Source organism: Psychrobacillus sp. Z16_25 (assembly GCF_056856695.1).
In genome coordinates, this window is record NZ_JBXEOV010000012.1 from 46,496 (window position 1) to 61,557 (window position 15,062).

Consider the following 15,062-nt stretch of genomic DNA (forward strand, 5'->3'; position numbering starts at 1 on the left):
CTTAATCTTGATAAGAATCATAAGGGCTTCTTCCTTTTTACGCTTAGGTTCTCCGCTACGTTATGCAACTAACCTACAAATCGGATTGGTTTACCACATTACTAAAGCGTCGCATCCAATTTCTGAATTTTTGAGTGGGAAATTAAATATACATTGCCTAAAATATCGATTTTATCTCCCTTTACACGTATTGCACAATCTTTGTTAGACGCATAAATATTAATTTCTTCCGATAAGAGAGTCAGTTCTACTTGAACCATTGCCATGTTATTTTCTAGATCAAAATGAGACAGGACGGAAAAATCGTCAAGGCCAATTCCATCGTAAACCGAGCTTTTTTCTACTGGATAGCCAAAGTTTTTTGAACATAACCATTTAGCTGACATATTGATCGCACCAGCGCTTGCTCCCATCACAACAGCTCTGCTTTTTTTAATCGAATCCCACAATCCATATTCCATTAGAAACCTATTTTGTTTAAGTGTATCTCCACCCAACAAGAAAATAACTGAAGCATTTTGTATGAAGGTTTGGGCATCTTCCTTCTGTATACGGTAATTAATTACATGATATTCATCAAATATAATACCGGCCTGGTCCAACCACGAGCGTTCAGTAGCACCATCATCTTCAGAACATAATGGATTCGAGCTAATCATAGCAAGCGATTTTCTATCAGTAATATCCTCCTGTAATACACTGCCTAGATTATCTGGAAAAAAATTATTAAACCAACCTAAATAATAATGAGTCTTCATAAGTTCCCCCGTAGCAAGTTGATGAAATTTAAACATATCACATCATTAGACCTTCCGAGATCAACGTACTTGTTAGCGAAATAAGCAGTACTAATCATTTATCAAAGTATTCGTCTGCCTCATCTTTAATCCTCGATATTACTTCTTCCTTATTAAACTTGAAAGGATTATCACCATATCGTAGCTCGTCAATCATTTCACTTATTTCATACCACCCAAACAAATCATCTGGATAGCGTAAATCCACAGACACAATCCGAAAAATCATATAAGCTAAATCAAGTATTACGGTATGGTCATTTTCTTTTATAATTTTATTTGCTAAATGACCTATATAGGCTCTCGCACATTTCTCATATGATGGTTTCTGTAACGCCAACTCTTTTAAAGCTCTATTAAAATAAGCTTCCGCTTTGAAAATATTTCCGTTAAAAGATAAGGAAGATATAATATTTACGGATGGCGATGACACAGTGTTTTCTAATAAGGTTTGAGACCAATTGATATAGTCCTTAGTAGAAACAGTCCCATTTTGGATTTTATAAAATAAAGCATTTGTTTGCACTATATCCACCACCTTATAGAAACTTTAACAATCACAGTTATACTGCCCCGTTTGTTTAAGTACATTATTTCACAATCTATAAATTCATTTTATCATAAATTTCCATTTTTATTTTCAAAAGAAAAGTTTCGATTGATATTATGCGGATATTTAACACCAGTTTGACAGCGGTTTTAATGTTAAAGACTCTCCTTAAAGATTTATTTACGTTGATAAACACAAAAAAGGAAGTGCGAATTAGCTTGCTAATTGCACCTCCAAAACCATTGTTATTTGCTATTTTCTCCACTTATTCCTAATCCGTTAGGACAAGACCTATTCCTTTCTTAATGGATTATGGCTTTTTAAAATTTTTTGTTCAAAAATTTTTTGTAAGATACTTTATTGGTTCGGAGCAGCGTCGGCGACTCCTGTGGGAGCAGGGTGGTAGGTATGACAGCACAGCCATGCGCGTTAGCGATGGGTGCTGGCTTACGGGAGGGAAAACTAAGAACGTCACATCGTGTGACAACGTTTTCCTGACCAACATCCTGTTGGCCTCCACTTCAAGCATCCGACGATGCGGAGAACCTAAGGTTCAGCATTAAATTTTCCACTCACCATCTAGTTTGCCTCTCTAAAAAAGCGTCCAATGCATAGGAGGAGCCTAAAAACTAATGAAGCACTTATGAGTCTGTAAGATCAGAATCATAAGTGCTTCTTTTGCCCAAAACATTTTAGTTTAAATCAATAAATTTTATCCCCATTAAAGATGGAATTCTTCACAATCACATAGTCCACGGTACGGATAGCGTCTAACTTCTTGCCGCCAGCGTAGGAAATAGAAGATTGCAAATCCTGCTCCATTTCTTGCAGTGTATCCGCTAAGCTTCCTTTGTACTCTACAAACATTTTTTTACCTTCTACATTTTTACGCTCACCCTTTTGGAATTCAGAAGCAGAACCAAAATATTCTTTGTAAAGCTTCCCGCCTCTTTCGATTGTCTCTCCCGGAGATTCCTCATGACCGGCAAATAGAGAGCCAATCATCACCATGGAAGCTCCAAAACGTACGGACTTTGCTATATCGCCATGTGTTCGAATTCCTCCGTCAGCTATAACCGGTTTACTTGCTGCCTTTGCACACCAGCGTAATGCTGCCAGCTGCCAGCCTCCTGTGCCGAAGCCTGTTTTTATCTTTGTAATACAGACTTTACCTGGTCCTATCCCTACCTTTGTTGCATCAGCACCAGCATTCTCTAACTCTCTTACTGCCTCAGGAGTTCCAACGTTTCCTGCTATGACAAAGCTTTTCGGCAAATATTTTTTTATATGCTTGATCATCTGAATAACCGCATCTGAATGACCGTGTGCAATATCTATTGTAATATAATCGGGTACCAAATTTTCTTCAGCAAGCGCTTCGATAAATTGATACTCTTCGTCCTTCACGCCTACACTGATAGAGGCAATTAATCCTCTCTCCTTCATCTTCTTTATAAAATTCGTGCGTGTTTCTGGATGAAACCGATGCATGATATAGAAATAGCCATTTTCCGCTAAATAAAGAGCGATCTTATCATCTATAATTGTCTGCATATTCGCAGGGACAACAGGCAACTTAAAGGTATGGTCGCCTAGTGTAACGGTTGTATCACATTCTGTTCTACTCTTCACTATACATTTTGCAGGAATTAATTGAATATCCTCGTAATCAAACACATTTTCCATTTAAAACACTCCTAAAACCGAATATTTTATATAAATTATAACTAAAACGTTCGTACATAGGTTAATTTACAGGATTTACTATAGAGTGTCAAATATTTTCTTGAAAGGTTTAACTTTTTTTGCGTTCCAAAGTTGACACAACTTATTAGCATTTTTCTCCTCTTCCTGTGTGAGTTGATGTGTAATAGGGTAATGGTTTAAATAGAATCTAAAAAAGCAGGTGAACAGATGGCAAACAGATTATTACATGAAAAGTCTCCCTATCTCTTACAGCATGCGCATAACCCGGTCGATTGGTTCCCTTGGGGAGAAGAAGCCTTTGAAATAGCAAAAAAAGAAAATAAACCGGTATTTGTCAGCATAGGCTATAGCACTTGTCATTGGTGTCATGTGATGGAAAGAGAATCATTTGCAGACAAAGAAGTTGCCGAACTACTGAATAAGCACTTTATTTCCATAAAAGTAGACAGAGAAGAACGTCCAGATATAGACTCGCTTTACATGAATGTATGTGAAATGCTGACTGGTCAAGGTGGCTGGCCTTTACATGTTTTTTTGACTCCTGAGCAAGAGCCCTTTTTTGCAGGAACATATTATCCCAAGGAAGATAAACACGGTCGTCCCGGCTTACTAGAGCTCATCCCGCAACTTTCCAATGCGTTTAATAAAAATCATAAAAAGATCGGAGACATCACAAAAAGATTAATGACTGCATTACATAACAGCTCATCAAAAGACCCTGGAACCCTTCCTCCGACTATAACAGAGGAGGCATTTCAACAGCTTAGAAGTATGTATGACGAAAAGTACGGTGGATTTGGTGGTGCACCTAAATTTCCTACCCCTGGTCAGCTTCTCTTTCTCATGCGTTATTATGAGGTGAAGAAGGACCCCGTGGCATTAAATATGGTGGAAACTACCTTAAACAGCATTGCACGAGGTGGCATATATGATCATATAGGATACGGATTTTCCAGATATTCAACCGACCCAATGTGGCTAGTCCCTCACTTTGAAAAGATGCTATATGATCAAGCCCTCCTCATCCTTGCATATACGGAGGCTTATCAAATTTTAAAGATTCCTCAATATAAGGAAATCGTTTTAAATACTGTGGAATTTATAGATAGAGAGCTTACTTCACCAGAAGGGGGCTTCTATTCAGCAATTGATGCGGATAGTGATGGAAAAGAAGGCGCCTATTATATTTGGTCCTACAATTAAATAATAGAGTTGCTTGGAGAAGAAGAGGGTTCGTTATTTGCCAATGCTTATGATATTACCGAAGAAGGAAACTTTGAGGGTAACAATATACCTAACCTTATTTTTACGGATGTCGATGCTCTACTAGAAGAATTCCAACTCTCTCTGGATGAATTAGAGGAACGTTTAGAGGCGTCACGAAAGATTTTATTAGAAAGAAGAGCAGCCAAAAGTTACCCGCACCTGGATGACAAAATACTGACTTCTTGGAATGCCTTAATGATTGTAGCTCTGACCAAGGCTGCTGGTACATTTAATGAGAGCAGCTTGTTAGAAAAGGCAAAAAGAGCCATCTCCTTCCTTGAGAAATATTTAATGGATCATGATCAACTATATGCCAGATATAGAGACGGAGAGAAGAAATATCTTGCCTACTTGGATGACTATTCTTTCCTATTATGGAGCTACGTAGAATTGTATGAGGCAACGGGCAAAGTCCACTATCTAGAGAAAGCAAAGGACATCGCTGACAAAATAGAGAAGAAATTTGCAGATCCCATCAATGGTGGTTTCTTTTTTACAGATATCAAGGCTGAAAAACTACTTGTTCGCCAAAAAATAGCGTTTGACAATGCATTACCATCAGGAAACGGGGTTGCGTCTCTTCAACTTTGGAGATTAGCCAAACTAACAAACGATATAGATTTAATGAATAAAGTGGAGAAAACACTCCTTACATTTGCCGACGAAATAACTAACTATCCTTCCTCCACATTAACCTTGCTATGCACACAGCTAGCACTTTATTCAGAGAATAGGGAAATTAAAATTACTGGGTCCAATATAGAGAAGGTTATAATGCTTTTAAATACAACATTCAGACCTTATGACGTTTGGTTTATTCGTCATGATGCTACTAAGCAAGTGGAAATAGAAATATGTGAACAGCATGTTTGCCACGCAAAGATAACAGAGCTCCCTGACATATTTGCAGAGCTCTCTAAATAAAACTTGAGGGGGCTAATGGTCTCCCTCGTTTTTTTGTATTTCGATATGCATCTCAAGAAGCTTGATACGTTGGCTAAGCTCTAAAAGCGCCTGCATCATTTGAAGCTGCTCTGTCTTCGTTAGTGCTGAGCCTTTCTTCAGTTGTTGAAAACTCTCTTCCACACTATGAATACTACTATTCATCCCTTTTACAAAATCCGTCGCATTCATTCCATAACCTCCTCCCACCTCCATTTTAACAATTTTCTGTATACTTTCAACCAAGCAAAATTGTGTAAATTAAGCATCTTCTTTATTTCTATAGAGAGTTAGACACCAAAATGGGTTTTTCATCAAAATTTTCGCTGTTTAAAATATTTTTGGACTTTAATGACCCTTTTTCGAATATATTAGTAAAAAATCTAGGAGGTCATTTTCAATTAAGCGAAATCCTGTCGATTCAGAAGAAATGAACAGACGTATGGATTTGGATGAGATAGCAGCTCTTAATATGATTGGAGAAGGAGGACCTGTCTATCCCCTAGAGGAAGATGGACCTGATGAAGAGGATAAATAAATGGTCGAATGTCAGAGAGGCTTCCCCACCCCGGGAGGCTTCTTTCTTTCTCTCTATAATATAAAAATAACATTGTTTTTAATGGAATATTATGATAAATTAAGCAATAATAGAAAATGAAGCGCATACTTCAAAAGACAATACAAATAACGAAATAGCTTCAAAAAGGAGAACAACATTGATACTTCATGATCTTATCCGAGATAACTTCGTCTCTATGTCCAAAAGCCAAAAAAAAATAGCTAGTTATGTACTGGATCATCCCAGAGATATTGCTCTTTGCTCAGCTTCGGAATTAGGGGCGAGAATAGGGGTAAGCGAATCAACTATTATCAGATTCTCCTACACACTTGGCTTCTCGGGATATGTAGAGCTACAAAAATTAATGCGCGAGCACTTCTTTATTAACGAGCCCACCTTTACTCCATACCAGCATACGGAAATCAAACTAGAGCAAGAAAGTAGTTTCCACAAGCAGGTGATGGAAAAGGACCGCCAATCTATCCTGACAACGATGAACCAGATAGACGAGGCTTCCTACTACGCTGCTGTACAACGACTTTCAAAAGCAAAAACAGTATACGTACTCGGCCTTCGTACATCGTATTCCGCTGCCAATTGGCTATCCTTCTCTATTGGTCTAGTAAAAGAAAACGTGCATTTCATGCGTCCAGATACAGAAGACATTATTCGAACAATTACCCAAATGAATGCGAATTCAGTGGTAATTATCATTTCCTTCCATCGTTACTTGAAGGAAACACTGCAAATTGCCGAACTTGTTAGAAAGCAAAAGGCTTATATCATAGGAATCAGCGACTCTATGCTCGCTCCGATCCATGTACATAGTGACGTACTTTTCCCTATTTATTCTCAAAACAAATCTACCTTCGATGTAGTATCTCCTTTATTTTCATTTATGAATGCGATTGTTGCAGGATTAATAGTAGAACAAAAGGAAGCATTCAAGCACAGACAGCAAATGTATCAAAATATACCTAGCCACTTTTTGTTTGAAGAAGCAGATGAGTCTTGATGGAACTTATGTTGGCAGTTTTAAAGTGAACGAGCGGAGGAACAAACGCATGAAGGACAATAAGACATTTATGCAGCCATTTCAAATTACAATTACAGAAAAAAATTATCCTATTTTAGTAGAGCCCCCGACTTTCCAGCCAACCGAGGAGGGTTATGAAGTACCCATCCCTCAACTAATAGAGGAGATGAAGATTACCGACCCTCCGTTAGCTTTAAAATGGCGATTACAAATTAAAAGGATTATGCAAATTTTATTCAATGAAGACTATTCAATCATAGCGGTACGTAAAACAGACGAGCCTGTTAACTACTACCAATTTATAAAGAAAGAAAAAATTTCATCCTAGAGGGAGATCAGAGAGATGTATATTCAGGAGATCAGCCTAAGAAAACTCAAGATGCGATTAAAATCCCCATTTCAAACGAGCTTTGGCAGTATCCAGGACAAGCCATTTTATCTAATCGAGGTGATGGATGAGCTGGGGAACATCGGTTACGGAGAATCTGTCGCCTTCCACGCCCCTTGGTATACCGAAGAAACGGTCGAAACGAATTTTCATATAATGAAGGAATTTTTAATCCCTCTAATACTTCATCAAAATATCGAACATCCAGATGAGATTAGCAAACGCTTTTCTTCTATTCGTAGAAACAATATGGCAAAGGCAGCACTGGAAGGAGCTGTTTGGGACTTATATGCAAAGAGGAATAAGCAAACCCTGTCGCAAGCCTTAGGCGGTACAAGAAAGAAAATCGAGGTTGGTGTCAGCATTGGTCTACAGAATAGCTTCGAAGCATTACAAAGGGTAATCAAAGCCCATTTACAAGACGGCTATAAACGAATAAAAGTAAAAATTAAACCAGGAGAAGATGTCCAACTGCTCCAGTCTATTAGAGAGGTATTTCCTGATATTCCGTTAATGGCTGATGCTAACTCTGCTTACACTCTGCAAGATATTGAGCTATTACAGAAGCTAGATCCATTTGACCTCCTCATGATTGAGCAGCCTCTTGGCTTTGATGATATTGTGGACCATGCGGCATTACAGAAGAAACTAAAAACACCTATTTGCTTAGACGAAAGCATTCAATCTTTAGAGGATGCAAGAAAGGCTATTGAGCTTGGCAGCGCAAAGGTTATCAATATTAAAATCGGAAGAGTCGGAGGGTTAACAGAGGCTAAAAAGATTCATGACTACTGCTTGCAAGCTGGCGTACCTGTTTGGTGCGGAGGAATGCTAGAGGCAGGAGTTGGAAGAGCCCATAATATTGCTCTTGCTTCCCTACCGAACTTCTCATTTCCTGGAGATATCTCAGGCTCCTCACGATATTGGGAGAGGGATATAATTACCCCAGAGATTGTAGCAGTAGATGGCTGTATAGCTATTCCCTCTGGATACGGCATTGGATATGAGCTTGATTACTCAGCAATAAATCAATTTACAGTCGAGGAACATAGCTGGTGACAGCCTATAACACCTTCAAACCTAACTGGAATCCCCAGTTACAGTAGTAGCTTAAAAGCACTTATGATTCTTGCCAGTACAGAAGAATCATAAGTGCTTTCCGTGTTTTATCCCATTTAAGCTAAGCCACTAGAGAGAAACCTCATCCACATTCGTATTGTAAGATTCCTTAATCTTCGCTTGTAAACTATTTATTCTAGATTGCAGGTCTGCTAGAAGCGGGTCATCGGCTCCACGATCTAGTCTGTTTGTTAGAACCTTTGCTTTGATTAACTTCCATACCGCTTTATTTGCCTTCCCCTTTGCATATTGATTTTCAGCATTTTGTAGGGTTTTATGTGCTTTAAGCGCAAGCTTTACGTCTGACAACGCCTCTTCTCCAGGAACTACATAGCTGTTGATCAGATTCGCTTTTTCTTCACTGTTTTCTAGCTTGTCGATTAACTTTGCCACTTGCTTGACATTTGCAGAAAGGACTCTAGAATTCTTTTGAATGCCTTCCCAATCTACATTTACCTCCGCTTTATCCAGCGCATTCACATATGGTAAGAGATGTTCGTCTCCAAAGGCAGTCACATCGGCGACTGTTACTGCTGGTACTGGTGCAGGAGTAGGAATAATTTTATTCGGCTTGTCTGCTCTTACCTTGTCCGCTCTGCTCTTAGCATTCTCTTTTCTTTGGGAATTTGCACTTTCCACTCTCCCGTTGTCTCTACCTTGTACTTGCTCGACATGCTTTGAGTTCTCACCATGTCTATCAAAGTTTGCTTGGCGGAAGCCATGATCTCCTCGATCTCTGTGCCCTTCCCTTTTCCCGTGTTTATCTCGCTTATCCTTTTGCTTGTAGTTTTCCATTGTTTGATAGGATTGTTTGTGATCCTTTGAGTGTCCTTTATCATGTCCTGGCCCTCCGTGAGCACTCCCAGCAATAGGTCCTCCTAAGATTGCTGCTGATAGTAACGCAGTAGCTGCCGTTGCTTTCATACCCTTCTGCTTCATACTATTTATGCCTCCTTTTTCAGTGTAAGCATCGACTAAAAAGTACACTTTTGTACACACTAAAAAACACGATACTCATCCTTTGAATACCCTGAGCTAAGCTAAGAAAACACAAATATACTATCAGTAATAAAAAAGTAATATACTAGACATGAACTTCATCTTCTTGTTGCATCATGTCATAAATAGAAGGGTTCCCCTTGCATAACGTGCACATGAATATCATTTATATGATATAATAAGACATCAATATAGAGATAGGAGCATCATTATGTTAAAAGATATCTTTATGGCTTTATCTGAAAATCAGCTGTTAAATGGAGCAGCAAAAAAATATGGTTTAAAAATGGGTGCACAAAGTGTAGTTGCAGGAACTAATATAGAAGAAACAATAGAAAGCATTAAAAAATTGAATGCACTTGGAATCTCTTGTACTGTTGATAATCTAGGAGAATTTGTATTTGAAAAAGAGGAAGCGCTAGAAGCGAAAGAACAAATTTTAAACGTAGTAGAAGCTATTCATACGCATCAAGTAGACGCTCATATTTCCCTAAAGCCTTCTCAGCTAGGCTTAGATATAGATTATGATTTTGCTTTACAAAATCTTCGGGAAATTGTAGAGGCTGCTGCAAAATATAATATGTTTATCAATATCGATATGGAGTCGAACAAGCATCTTCAGCCTTCCTTTGATATATTAGACGAGCTATCAAAGGATTTTGATAATGTTGGTACAGTGATTCAAGCTTATTTCTTCCGTGCAGCAGACGACATCCAAAAATATAAGGACTTCCGTCTTCGTATTGTAAAAGGTGCTTACAAAGAGCCTGCAGATGTAGCTTATCAAACAAAAGAGGAAATCGACAAAAACTATGTTGAATTAATTAAATGGCACTTACTAAACGGGAAATTTACTTCCATCGCTACACATGATCATCATGTGATTAATGAAATAAAGCAATTTATAAAGGAACATAACATTCCTTACGATAAATTTGAATTCCAAATGCTATATGGCTTCCGCACTGATATGCAAGAACAGCTTGCAAAAGAAGGCTATAACTTTACAACCTATGTTCCGTTCGGGAAAGACTGGTACGGATATTTCATGCGTCGCTTAGCAGAGCGTCCTGCCAACTTAAATTTAGTTGCAAAACAAGTATTCAACAAACGCACAAACACAGTCCTTGGTGTTGCAGCAGGCGCATTCCTATTAGGAAGACTAACAAAAGGAAAGAAAAAATAAGTATAAATTTAAAAAAACTGTCGTTCATCTGGTGAACGGCAGTTTTCTTTTCTTTCTTCGTTTTAAAAAAGTGCTTAGACTTAGAATACTAAATAACAAGATATTTAACTGCACGATAGGCTACTTTACTTGCAACGAATTTTAAGAGTCTATCATCCAGCATAATCCCCTTCGTCTCTTTATTTATACCCATTCTTATCTCTTATCAAAAGCAACTATCACATTTGTTGTGCTTTATCCAAAATAAAAAACCATATTCTACGGGGAAAATAGAACATGGTCATATTGGTAGGTCGTTTATAATTTCATAAAAAATGGTTGGTTGCCTTTATGAAATTCCCCTTTTATAATGTGTTGCTTTCGCAACAGAATACTTATTTATTTGTAACTCCATCATAATTCTTCTAGATGAGAGGAACCTTAGAGAAAAATGAGAAATTCATGAGAAATATCTATTCCCATGTGACTGAAAGGATTTTGCCAGAGATAGCATGTATTTGTACGGTAGCCTTTTGTTTTTCCTTGGAGTCTTTTTCGCTTGTGATGTCCTTTAACGTAACTAAATAAAAACCGCCATCCTCTTTCTTTTCAAAACTCAATTTTTCAAAGGAGCCTTTGTACTGTTCAAGCGCAATCCGAATCGCTTCTTTCTTTGAAATATACATGGTAGACGGCTGAGTTTCCTTAGCTGATACGTCGGTTTTTGACTCATCCACTGTTGCTATGGTGATAGCTTTTTCCCCTGTGAGTGCAGGTGCCCCCTTGCTATCATTCACTGTTTCTTTCGTTGATTCAGCACTTGTCTGCTCATCCTTTTTTTCTTCTGAAGAGGGTTGCTTTGTATCGTTAGGTGCGACAGCCTCGGTATTAGTAGGCTGAGATACAGTTTCTCCAGAAGGTGTAGCAGGCTGAGTTTCATCTATTGGAAGTCCTTCGCTAGAAACCTGCTCTTTCACAGTACCTGTCTCTTGCTTTTGCCTACCAGCATTATTTTTACTTCCGTTCTCATCCTGTGAAACAGATTTGTCCTCTTTTGCCGTTCCTGGTTTTGAAAGGTTTGTACTGGTACGTTGCTTGTTAGTTGAATCCGGCTGTGACTTTGGCTTAGTACTAGACGGAAGCTCCTTCTCCTTGTCGGAAATATTGGAACTTGTTGAATGTACTTGCTTCGAAACTGGTTGCTCCTCTGTAGGCTGTAATGAAAAAATTTCACCATTTTTTGGATTCATTTCAACCAAGTATGCAGACCCACTCTTTGTAATGACTGCTGTATAAACATCCTTCGTTTTTTGAACATCCGCTACTTCCGCGTCATACAGGGAAGAAAGCTGATTTCTCACATCGGTTTCGGTGATGACCTGGCTTTTCGAAGTCATGAATGCATAAGCGACACCTATTCCGATTACTATTACTATAGAAATGAAGGTGAGCCACTTTTTTCTCTGCTTCATTTTCATTCCATTCACCCCTCCACCCTACCATCATAATAAAGAAACATTAAAAATTGATGAGAAATGGTTAATTTGGAATAAAAATATATACAGTGCTTCCTTCCCCAATCTTGCTAGAAATTGTTAAATCAATGAAGAGTGTTTTCGAAATCTCTTTTGCAATAGCCAGGCCCAAACCTGTTCCGCCAGTCTTTCTGTTTCGATCCTGATCGACTCTATAAAAACGATCAAAAATATGATCTAATGCTTCCTCTGGTATACCATTCCCATAATCTTGGACACTGATTAATACACCCTTCTCTTTCTTTTGGACAATAGTATAAATTTCTTTATCGCTGTACTTCCTCGCATTGTCTAAGATAATGAACAGCAACTGTTTTAGCTTCTGCTTGTCCGTATCCACAAAAAGATTAGCTTCCGACTCAAGAATAAATTGTCTTCCATACGCAGTACGTAGCGATTGAAGAGTAGAGGACACAAGTTCTTCTATATTAACTGTTTCTATGTGAGGAGTGGCTTGGCTATTCCCTTTAGCCAACAGGAGCATTTGTGAAACCATCTCCTTCATGCGATCTGTTTCCTTTAAGATAGTTTGGATGGATTCCGTCGCTACTTCTTCGTTTTTCAAACCATGCCTAGCTAACAATCGAGCATAGCTCTCAATAACCGTAATAGGCGTCTTTAATTCATGAGAAGCATCTGATACGAACTGCTCCTGTTTCTTATAATTTTCCTCAAGCTGCTCCATCATTTCGTTAAAAGCAATCCCCATCTGTGCAATTTCATCTTTTCTATTAGGGCTTAGCTTGTATTTTTCATAGTTCCCTGAAATTCTACTCTTAGCCATCGTATTAATCAGGCGATTAATAGGGCTCGTAATAATATTTCCGAGTATAAAGCTAGAGATGGTCATAAGAAACAGACCAATCAACGTAACCCCTATTAGAGTAAAGCGCAAGTAGGTTAAGTTTTTCTCTACTTCTAATAAAACCTTCATCACTTGGATTTCCAGCACTTCCCCATCCGCCCAAATAACAGGCTTAGAGATTGCCATCACGGGGGGCCCTTCAAAATTATCAATCGAATATCTTTCTTCAGACTGGTATTCGGGATAATAATTATTAAGCCCCTCAATAGATTGAACAAACATTTTAGTTACATTTGATTGAACGACCCGGATACCGCCATTCGGAGGAAGATAGGCTCTAAGCAAAGTAGCTGCATCATCTTTTTCCTCTAACTTACTAATGGCAGTAATCAGCTCATCTATCTCCTCATTTAATTGCTTATACTCCGTATCGTAAGCCAAGCGCTCATAGATGAAATAAACGCCAACATTCATTATTCCCAATATAACAAGCGTTAAAAAAGTCGAGAACAGATGAATCTTCGTTTTAAGCTTCATTAGATTGCTCCTTCAACACATAACCAACCCCACGGATAGTTTGGATAAAAGATGCTTTCCCCGTTACTTCCAGTTTTTTTCGTACATACCTTATGTAAACGTCTACCACATTTGTATCTCCATAATAATCATATCCCCACACTGCATCCAGTAGTTGCTCTCTAGATAATACTTGGTTGGGATGCCTCATTAGAAAAAGTAAAAGGTCGTATTCCCTTGGGGTTAAATTTATCATCCTTCCGTTATTTGTAATTTCTCGGGTATGTTCATTTAACACAAGGGTGTGGAACACATGGATCTTCTCGTCCTTCACTTGAGGGGCATCCACTTTTTTAGCAAAGCGGATGGCAGATCGCACTCTAGCCATTAGCTCTTCAATCTCAAACGGTTTTGTTATATAATCGTTTGCCCCCAAATCCAAGCCTGCCACCTTATCTTCTACCTCTCCCTTTGCTGTCAATAAGATGACCGGAGTACTCATTTCTGTTGCCCTAATTCTTCTTAATACATCCAAGCCATGGAGTCCAGGTAACATTAAGTCTAACAACACGAGATTCCAGCTATTTTCTCTATATTTAATTAATCCATCCGGCCCGGTATGGGCAACTTCAACCTCGTATCCTTCAAACTGCAATTCCAATTGAAGAACACGTGCAATATTCTCTTCGTCTTCTATGATTAGCACTTGTTCCTTCATTAGAATCCTCCTTTTGCTCTTATTCTATCATACTATTTTAAAATTTTTCCTTGAGACATTGTCTTATCTCCTAATAGTCAATACCATATTTTAACGTATAAGAGAAGCGGTTGTCTTTTAGTGTCAAAGGTGACAAACTTTCATTTTTAATCTACAAACTATCTCGCTCCAAGGAAATATTTTCATCCTCTGAGCTAAATCTGTCTTAAACTTTGTATATCTATAAATTATTTTTATCCTCATTTGCATACGGAAAAACCATTTTCATTCATTTTTTCTTAATAAAATGGAATAGTTTCATAAAACATTTAATTAAGTGATTTGTCATCTTATGTAAATTACTGTATCTTTAAAAAAATAGTTTAGGGGAGGATTGAAAGGAATGCAAAGCACGAGAAAATTTTGGCTGCCATACACTTGCTATTATGTAACGATGAGAGGTAATAATAGACAACAAATATTCCGCTGTTCCGATGATTATAAAGAATTCATTCGTATCTTGAGAAGAGCTAGCAAGGAGTCTTCTTTCCACTTACTCGCTTACTGTCTACTAGATAACCAGTATCATATACTAATCCGCTCCTCCCAAGAACCTCTCCCTGAGATTATGCTATATATCAATAAAACCTATTCACGTTACTATAAACAAAAATATAAATGGACAGGGCAGCTATATGAATCAAATTTCTTCACTAGCATTATTCAAACAGAAAATGAGCTATTAAAAATAGTAAATTTTATATACGAGCAGCCACTGTTAGCAGGCATTATGACAAAGACAGATGCTTATCCATATAGTTCCTGTTCATTGCAGACCTCCAAAGAACAGTCTCTTCCGGAATTGTCCTTTATACTTCGTCCTAAGTCCAAAGTAAGCAGTGTAGAAGTTGGGAAATCTCGAAGACATATTAAGACATCTCCATTGTAACGAAGTTTTGTGATATTTTAGCGGGGCTAAGC

General features: G+C 38.1%; 13 protein-coding genes and 1 pseudogene. 6 read left to right on the top strand and 8 right to left on the bottom strand.

The window, feature by feature from the left end:
- Window positions 1–101: 101 nt before the first annotated feature.
- The 3 genes from AC1VU3_RS12830 to guaC all read right to left on the bottom strand — a co-directional run bounded on the left by AC1VU3_RS12830 (window position 102) and on the right by guaC (window position 3,033).
- Window positions 102–758 carry a Type 1 glutamine amidotransferase-like domain-containing protein gene (locus tag AC1VU3_RS12830; RefSeq protein WP_480390201.1) on the bottom strand — a complete coding sequence of 219 codons (657 nt, stop codon included), beginning with the start codon at window positions 756–758 and terminating at the stop codon, window positions 102–104.
- A 94-nt stretch (window positions 759–852) separates the two neighbouring features.
- A complete protein-coding gene (locus AC1VU3_RS12835) occupies window positions 853–1,323 on the bottom strand; it encodes a hypothetical protein (protein WP_482983687.1) in 471 nt (156 codons plus the stop codon).
- A 726-nt stretch (window positions 1,324–2,049) separates the two neighbouring features.
- Window positions 2,050–3,033 carry a GMP reductase gene (guaC, locus tag AC1VU3_RS12840; RefSeq protein ID WP_482983688.1) on the bottom strand — a complete coding sequence of 328 codons (984 nt, stop codon included), beginning with the start codon at window positions 3,031–3,033 and terminating at the stop codon, window positions 2,050–2,052.
- A 228-nt stretch (window positions 3,034–3,261) separates the two neighbouring features.
- On the opposite strand from guaC, the pseudogene AC1VU3_RS12845 reads away from it, so the two are divergent.
- Window positions 3,262–5,244: pseudogene (locus AC1VU3_RS12845) on the top strand (thioredoxin domain-containing protein).
- 12 nt (window positions 5,245–5,256) lie between these two features.
- On the opposite strand, the gene AC1VU3_RS12850 reads toward AC1VU3_RS12845, so the two are convergent.
- Window positions 5,257–5,454 (bottom strand): hypothetical protein, encoded by a 198-nt coding sequence (locus AC1VU3_RS12850; RefSeq protein ID WP_480390197.1) that lies wholly within the window; start codon window positions 5,452–5,454, stop codon window positions 5,257–5,259.
- 524 nt (window positions 5,455–5,978) lie between these two features.
- On the opposite strand from AC1VU3_RS12850, the gene AC1VU3_RS12855 reads away from it, so the two are divergent.
- The 3 genes from AC1VU3_RS12855 to menC are packed head-to-tail and all read left to right on the top strand — an operon-like array spanning window position 5,979 to window position 8,304.
- Complete coding sequence (locus AC1VU3_RS12855) at window positions 5,979–6,836, top strand: MurR/RpiR family transcriptional regulator (protein ID WP_482983689.1); 858 nt, start codon at window positions 5,979–5,981, stop codon at window positions 6,834–6,836.
- A gap of 49 nt (window positions 6,837–6,885) precedes the next feature.
- Window positions 6,886–7,185 carry a hypothetical protein gene (locus AC1VU3_RS12860; RefSeq protein WP_482983690.1) on the top strand — a complete coding sequence of 100 codons (300 nt, stop codon included), beginning with the start codon at window positions 6,886–6,888 and terminating at the stop codon, window positions 7,183–7,185.
- Window positions 7,186–7,200: 15 nt separating this feature from the next.
- Entirely contained in the window at window positions 7,201–8,304 is a 1,104-nt protein-coding gene (gene menC / locus AC1VU3_RS12865; RefSeq protein WP_482983691.1) for an o-succinylbenzoate synthase, read from the top strand.
- Between the two features lie 129 nt (window positions 8,305–8,433).
- Here the strand turns inward: menC and AC1VU3_RS12870 are convergent, their stop codons facing one another.
- A complete protein-coding gene (locus tag AC1VU3_RS12870; RefSeq protein ID WP_482983692.1) occupies window positions 8,434–9,303 on the bottom strand; it encodes a hypothetical protein in 870 nt (289 codons plus the stop codon).
- A gap of 271 nt (window positions 9,304–9,574) precedes the next feature.
- Here AC1VU3_RS12870 and AC1VU3_RS12875 point away from each other — a divergent pair, with 271 nt between their 5' ends.
- Complete coding sequence (locus AC1VU3_RS12875) at window positions 9,575–10,549, top strand: proline dehydrogenase family protein (protein WP_482983693.1); 975 nt, start codon at window positions 9,575–9,577, stop codon at window positions 10,547–10,549.
- Window positions 10,550–11,001: 452 nt separating this feature from the next.
- On the opposite strand, the gene AC1VU3_RS12880 is transcribed toward AC1VU3_RS12875, so the two are convergent.
- The 3 genes from AC1VU3_RS12880 to AC1VU3_RS12890 form a co-directional block, all read right to left on the bottom strand.
- Entirely contained in the window at window positions 11,002–12,006 is a 1,005-nt protein-coding gene (locus AC1VU3_RS12880) for a PepSY domain-containing protein (RefSeq protein WP_482983694.1), read from the bottom strand.
- Window positions 12,007–12,067: 61 nt separating this feature from the next.
- The gene (locus AC1VU3_RS12885; protein ID WP_482983695.1) at window positions 12,068–13,405 is read right to left on the bottom strand and encodes a sensor histidine kinase; all 1,338 of its coding nucleotides are present in this window, start codon (window positions 13,403–13,405) and stop codon (window positions 12,068–12,070) included.
- A complete protein-coding gene (locus tag AC1VU3_RS12890; RefSeq protein WP_480390189.1) occupies window positions 13,395–14,102 on the bottom strand; it encodes a response regulator transcription factor in 708 nt (235 codons plus the stop codon). The genes AC1VU3_RS12885 and AC1VU3_RS12890 overlap by 11 nt, the downstream gene beginning before the upstream one ends.
- 382 nt (window positions 14,103–14,484) lie before the next feature.
- On the opposite strand from AC1VU3_RS12890, the gene AC1VU3_RS12895 reads away from it, so the two are divergent.
- A complete protein-coding gene (locus tag AC1VU3_RS12895; protein ID WP_480390188.1) occupies window positions 14,485–15,030 on the top strand; it encodes a transposase in 546 nt (181 codons plus the stop codon).
- Window positions 15,031–15,062: the final 32 nt, after the last annotated feature.